At 74.0% G+C, this 6024-nt stretch carries 5 protein-coding genes and 1 rRNA gene; 5 read left to right on the plus strand and 1 reads right to left on the minus strand.

Annotated elements, in window-relative coordinates; genetic code table 11:
• Positions 1 to 135 precede the first annotated feature (135 nt).
• Genes ACIP5K_RS26870 through ACIP5K_RS26890 form a run of 5 tightly spaced genes read left to right on the plus strand, consistent with a single transcriptional unit; the run spans position 136 to position 5811 of the window.
• Positions 136 to 1509, plus strand: coding sequence for a glycerophosphoryl diester phosphodiesterase membrane domain-containing protein (locus ACIP5K_RS26870; RefSeq protein WP_401413463.1), 1374 nt, complete (start codon positions 136 to 138; stop codon positions 1507 to 1509).
• A gap of 4 nt (positions 1510 to 1513) precedes the next feature.
• The gene (locus ACIP5K_RS26875; RefSeq protein WP_401413465.1) at positions 1514 to 2203 is read left to right on the plus strand and encodes a DUF4129 domain-containing protein; all 690 of its coding nucleotides are present in this window, start codon (positions 1514 to 1516) and stop codon (positions 2201 to 2203) included.
• The gene (locus tag ACIP5K_RS26880; protein WP_401413467.1) at positions 2200 to 3495 is read left to right on the plus strand and encodes a DUF4350 domain-containing protein; all 1296 of its coding nucleotides are present in this window, start codon (positions 2200 to 2202) and stop codon (positions 3493 to 3495) included. The genes ACIP5K_RS26875 and ACIP5K_RS26880 overlap by 4 nt, the downstream gene beginning before the upstream one ends.
• Positions 3495 to 4484 (plus strand): AAA family ATPase, encoded by a 990-nt coding sequence (locus ACIP5K_RS26885; RefSeq protein WP_401413469.1) that lies wholly within the window; start codon positions 3495 to 3497, stop codon positions 4482 to 4484. Before ACIP5K_RS26880 ends, ACIP5K_RS26885 begins: the two co-directional genes overlap by 1 nt.
• 16 nt (positions 4485 to 4500) lie before the next feature.
• On the plus strand, positions 4501 to 5811 hold the full coding sequence (locus ACIP5K_RS26890; RefSeq protein ID WP_401413471.1) for a DUF58 domain-containing protein: 1311 nt from the start codon (positions 4501 to 4503) through the stop codon (positions 5809 to 5811).
• Positions 5812 to 5937: 126 nt separating this feature from the next.
• Here the strand turns inward: ACIP5K_RS26890 and rrf are convergent.
• A 5S ribosomal RNA gene (rrf, locus tag ACIP5K_RS26895) occupies positions 5938 to 6024 on the minus strand; the annotation flags it as partial.

Below are 6024 nucleotides of genomic sequence, written 5' to 3' on the forward strand. Positions count from 1 at the left end.
CAGTCTGCCCTTCCCGGCCCCGACAAATGAAGGTGTCACGGCACTACGGGGCCAGGTCACGCCGAACGCGCCCCATGGCACGATGGCAGCCAACCTGCCGCCGCGACCGCGGACGGGCACCTTGAAGGAGCGACGATGAACGACACTCCGGGCTGGGCCTCGCCCGGATCTGCCCCCTCCGACGGCCCCGACGACCAGCGCCAGGAGGGCACGGGCCAGCACGGTGACGCCCAGGGCGCCGCTCCGCAGGACGCCGCCGGCCAGGGCCCCCAGTGGTCCAAGGAGCAGCCGCCGCCCGCACAGTGGTCGCCCCCCTCCGGCTCCCCCGGCTCCTCGGGCCCCGGGCAGGCCCCGCCACCGCCCCCGCCGGCTCCCGGCCAGGGCTGGGGCGGCCAGGCCCCCGGCCAGGGCGGCTGGGGACAGGCCCCCGGCGGCCCCGGCCACGGAGGCTGGGGCGCGCCCGCGCAGGGCGGCCCCGGAGGCTGGGGCGCGCCGCCGCAGGGCGGCTGGGGCGGCCCGCCCCCCGCCGCGAAGCCCGGTGTCATCCCGCTGCGCCCGCTGGGCGTCGGGGAGATCCTCGACGGCGCGGTCTCGACGATGCGCACCTACTGGCGCACCGTCCTCGGCATCTCGCTGACCGTCGCCGTGGTCACCGAACTGCTGGTCGTCCTCCTCCAGGGCTTCCTCCTCAACGACTCGGCGACCACCTCCGCGCTCGACGACCCGGACGCCACGCCCCGCGAGATCCTCGACGCCATGGGCGGGCTCCTCATCGGCACCGGTGTCGTCCTCGTCGTCACGCTGCTCGGCACGATCATCGCCACGGCCCTGCTCACGACCGTCACCAGCCGTGCGGTCCTCGGCACGTCCGTCACCACCGGCGAGGCCTGGCGCGACGCGCGCCCGCAGGTCTTCCGGCTGCTCGGTCTGACGCTGCTGCTGCCGCTGATCGTGGGAGTGATCGTCTTCGCGGGCACCGTCCCCGGCATCCTGCTGGCCGTCCTCGGCTCGTCCGACGGCGGCATCGCGCTCGCGGTGATCGGCGGCATCGCCGGCTTCGTCGTCGCGATCTGGCTGATGATCCGCTTCTCGCTGGCGTCGCCCGCGCTGATGCTGGAGAAGCAGACCGTCCGCAAGGCGATGAGCCGGTCCACCAAGCTCGTCCGCGGCTCCTGGTGGCGGGTCTTCGGCATTCAGATCCTGGCGGCGATCATCACCAACGTCGTCTCCTCGATCATCCTGATCCCGTTCACCTTCGTCGCCGCGGCGGTCAGCGGGGGCGGCGTCGGCCTCCTCGACAGCACCGGCGACTCGGGCTGGGCCTTTCTGATCATCAGCGGTCTCGGCTCGGTGATCGGCTCGACGCTCACCTTCCCGATCACCGCGGGCGTCACCGTGCTGCTCTACATCGACCAGCGCATCCGCCGCGAGGCCCTCGACCTCGAACTCGCCCGCGCCGCCGGCCTCCAGGGCTACGGGGCCGCCCCCGGCGCCACCCCGGCAGGCTGATGCCGTGAGCGCGCCCGGGGGAGTGCTCATGGCGGCGGCCCGGCTGACCCGCGCCGGCGGCGAGGAGCCGCCCGTGACGATCCCGCGCGATCCGGCGCGGGAGGCCGCGGAGCGCGAGCTGTCCAGGCCCGCGTACCACCAGAACGATCCGAGCCTGTTCATGCGGGCCCTGAACAAGTTCTGGGAGTGGGTCGACAAGCTGCTGTCCGCCGCGTCCGGGGCCGCGCCGGGCGGCGCCGTCGGCCTGATCGTGATCGTGCTGGCGGTCGTCGCCGTCGCGGCCGCGCTGTGGTGGCGCCTGGGTACCCCCCGCCGCTCCCCCACCTCCACGGCCCGGCTCTTCGACGACCGTCCGCGCAGCGCCGCCGAGCACCGCGCGGCCGCCGAGGCGCACGCGGCCCAGGGCCACTGGAACCAGGCCGTCCAGGAACGCATGCGGGCCCTGGTCCGCTCCCTGGAGGAACGCGCCCTGCTCGACCCCCGCCCCGGCCGCACCGCCGACGAGGCGGCCCGCGAGGCCTCCCGCGCGCTGCCCCGGCTCGCCGACCGGCTCCACGCGGCGGCCCGCGACTTCGACGACGTCGCGTACGGCGGCCGCTCCGCGACCCCGGAGACGTACCGGCGGCTGACCGCCCTGGACACCGAGGCGGAACACACCACCCCGTCCCTCGCCACCCCGGGGGCAGCACGGTGACCGACCCGAACACCCCGGCCCCGCCCACCTCCGCGCCCATGTCCAAGACCCCGCGCACGGCCACCCCGACGGCGCCACCACCGCCCTCTCCCGCCACGCCGGGACCGCCCGCCGAGGGCACCTCGACCACCCCCACGGCCCGCCAGCTGTGGACCCGCACCCGAGGCATCGCCCTCGCGCTGGTCCTCCTCCTGGCCGCCGCGGTGGCCACGGCGGCGGTCCGCTCCGGCGAGAAGCACGGCGAGCTCGACCCGCGCTCGCCCGACAAGTACGGCAGCCGCGCCGTCGCCGCACTCCTCGACGAGCGCGGTGTCGACACCCGGGTGGTCACCACGGCCGCCGCGGCGCGCGCCGCGACCGGCCCGGACACCACCCTCCTCGTCGCCGTCCCCGACCTGCTCACCGCGCACCAGCAGCGGGGGATCGAGGCCGCGACCGCCGACTCCGGCGGGCGCACGGTCCTCGTGGCCCCTGGCGACGCGTCGGTCGGCAGGCTGGCCCCCGGGGTCTCCGCGGACCCCGGCACCAGCACGGAGACGACCCTCACCCCCGACTGCTCCCTGCCGGCGGCCCGCACCGCGGGCCGGGCCGACACCGGCGGCGAGCGCTACAACACGACGTCCTCCGAAGCGGACTCCTGCTATCCGAGCGACGGCGTCCCGACCCTGCTCCGCCTGCCCTCGGCCACCGCCGACGGCGACACGGTGATCGTCGGCGCCCCCGACATCCTGCTCAACGACCGCCTCGACGAGCAGGGCAACGCCTCGCTCGCCCTCCAACTCCTCGGTACCCGCCCCCATCTGGTCTGGTACCTCCCCTCCCTCTCCGACGAATCCGCGGCGTCCGGTGCGCAGAACGACCGCAGCTTCTTCGACCTGATCCCCAAGGGCTGGCTCTGGGGCACGCTCCAACTCTTCGTCGCGGCGGCCCTCGCCGCCCTCTGGCGCGCCCGCCGTCTGGGCCGCCTGGTACCCGAACGTCTCCCCGTCGCGATCCGCGCCTCCGAGACCACCGAGGGCCGCGCCCGCCTCTACCGCAAGGGCAACGCCCGCGACCGCGCGGCGACCGCCCTGCGTATCTCCACCCGCACCAAGCTCGCCCCCCTCATCGGCATCCCCGTCTCCCAGGCGCACACGCCCGAGACCTTCCTGCCGGCCCTGGCCCGCCAACTCCCCACGCCCGGCCGGGACCTGCACGCTCTCCTCTTCGGCCCGCCCCCCACGACCGACGCGGCACTCATCGCCCTCGCCGACCACCTCGACGCCCTCGAAAGAGAGGTACGGAATTCATGATGGACCCGACCACTGACAACGCCGGGCCCACGACCGATCCCCGCAGTTCACGGGCTTCCCTGGAAGCCCTGCGCACCGAGATCGCCAAGGCCGTGGTCGGCCAGGACTCCACCGTCACGGGCCTGGTCGTGGCCCTTCTGTGCCGGGGCCACGTCCTCCTCGAAGGCGTCCCCGGCGTCGCCAAGACCCTGCTGGTGCGCTCCCTGGCCGCCTCCCTCGAACTCGACACCAAGCGCATCCAGTTCACCCCGGACCTGATGCCCAGCGACGTGACGGGCTCCCTCGTCTACGACACCCACACCTCGCGCTTCTCCTTCCAGCCGGGCCCGGCGTTCACGAACCTCCTCCTCGCGGACGAGATCAACCGCACGCCGCCCAAGACCCAGTCCTCCCTCCTGGAAGCGATGGAGGAACGCCAGATCACGGTGGACGGCAAGCCGCGTCCCCTCCCCGACCCGTTCATGGTGATCGCCACCCAGAACCCGGTCGAGTACGAGGGCACGTACCCGCTCCCCGAGGCGCAACTGGACCGTTTCCTCATCAAGTTGAACGTTCCTCTCCCGACCCGCCAGGACGAGATCGACGTCCTCACCCGCCACGCGTCCGGCTTCAATCCGCGCGACCTCGCCTCGGCCGGCCTCCGCCCGGTGGCCACGGCCGCCGACCTGGAGTCGGCCCGCGCCGCGGTGGCCAAGACCTCCATCTCCCCGGAGGTCACCGCGTACGTGGTCGACATCTGCCGCGCGACGCGCGAGTCCCCGTCGCTCACCCTCGGCGTCTCACCGCGCGGCGCGACGGCCCTGCTGTCGACGGCCCGCGCCTGGGCCTGGCTGACGGGCCGCGACTACGTGACCCCCGACGACGTCAAGGCGCTCGCCCTGCCCACGCTCCGGCACCGCGTCCAACTGCGCCCGGAGGCCGAGATGGAGGGCGTCACCCCGGACTCGGTGATCAACGCGATCCTCACCCACGTCCCCGTCCCCCGTTAGAGACCGGACGACGAACATGGCCCTCACCGGACGCACGGCCCTGCTCGCAGCCGTCGGCTCCCTCCCCGTCGGGATCTGGGAGCCGAGCTGGACGGGCATCCTGGCCGTCAACGCTCCCCTGGCCCTGGCCTGCGCCTGCGACTTCGCGCTGGCCGCCCCGGTACGCCCGCTGCGTCTGACCCGCTCGGGCGACACCTCGGTACGTCTCGGGGACCCGGCCGACGTCACGCTCACGGTCACCAATCCCGGCCGGCGTCCGCTGCGGGCGCAGATCCGCGACGCCTGGCCGCCGAGCACCTGGCGCAAGGGCACGGAGCACGACGCGTCCCGTCACCGGGTGACGATCCCACCGGGCGAGCGCCGCAGGGTCACCACCCGTCTCCTCCCGACGCGCAGGGGCGACCGCCGGGCGGACCGGGTCACGGTCCGCTCCTTCGGCCCGCTGGGCCTGTTCACCCGTCAGGGCACGCACGACGTGCCGTGGACGGTGCGGGTCCTGCCGCCGTTCCACAGCCGCAAGCACCTCCCCTCCAAGCTGGCCCGCCTCCGTGAACTCGACGGCCGCACCAGCGTGTTGACCAGGGGCGAGGGCACGGAGTTCGACAGCCTCCGGGAGTACGTTCCGGGGGACGACACCCGCTCCATCGACTGGCGTGCGACAGCCCGCCATTCCACGGTCGCCGTACGGACCTGGCGCCCCGAACGCGACCGGCACATCCTGCTGGTCCTGGACACGGGCCGTACGTCCGCGGGCCGGGTCGGCGACGCGCCGCGCCTGGACGCCTCGATGGACGCCGCGCTGCTTCTGGGCGCGCTGGCCTCGCGCGCCGGCGACCGCGTCGACCTGCTGGCCTACGACCGCCGCGTCCGCGCCCTCGTCCAGGGCCGCACGGCCGGCGACGTCCTTCCGGCCCTGGTCGATGCGATGGCACCGCTGGAACCCGAGCTGGTGGAGACGGATGCCCGCGGCCTGACGGCGACAGCCCTCCACACGGCCCACCGCCGCTCCCTGATCGTCCTTCTCACGTCGCTGGAGGCGGCCCCGGTCGAGGAGGGCCTCCTCCCCGTCCTCGCCCGTCTCACCAAGCGCCACACGGTGGTGGTGGCCTCGGTGGCCGACCCGGCCATCGCGGCCATGGCGGCGGCTCGGGGCTCGACGGACGCGATCTACGACGCGGCATCGGCGGCCCAGACGACAGCGGAACGCCTCCGCACAGCGGAACAACTCACCCGCCACGGCGTCACGGTCGTCGACGCGACACCCTCGGACCTGGCTCCCGCGCTGGCCGACGCCTACCTCTCCCTGAAGTCGGCCGGCCGCCTCTGAATCTCTCCCGACTGCGCGGCCTCACTGCTCCAGGGCCGAGGCCGCGCAGCCAATAAAACCCCTAATAAATCCCCTGGAACGCAGAAAACCCCCGTGCCATCGGCACGGGGGTTTTCCTCAAATTTTGTTCGGCGGCGTCCTACTCTCCCACAGGGTCCCCCCTGCAGTACCATCGGCGCTGTAAGGCTTAGCTTCCGGGTTCGGAATGTAACC

Origin of the sequence: Streptomyces sp. NPDC088785, assembly GCF_044750685.1 — a bacterium.
GTDB lineage: Bacteria > Actinomycetota > Actinomycetes > Streptomycetales > Streptomycetaceae > Streptomyces.

Excerpts from the sequence above, each read along its gene's own strand:
- ACIP5K_RS26870 (WP_401413463.1), top strand. The coding sequence starts at position 136 with ATGAACGACACTCCGGGCTGGGCCTCGCCCGGATCTGCCCCCTCCGAC.
- ACIP5K_RS26885 (WP_401413469.1), top strand. The coding sequence starts at position 3,495 with ATGGACCCGACCACTGACAACGCCGGGCCCACGACCGATCCCCGCAGT.
- ACIP5K_RS26890 (WP_401413471.1), top strand. The coding sequence starts at position 4,501 with ATGGCCCTCACCGGACGCACGGCCCTGCTCGCAGCCGTCGGCTCCCTC.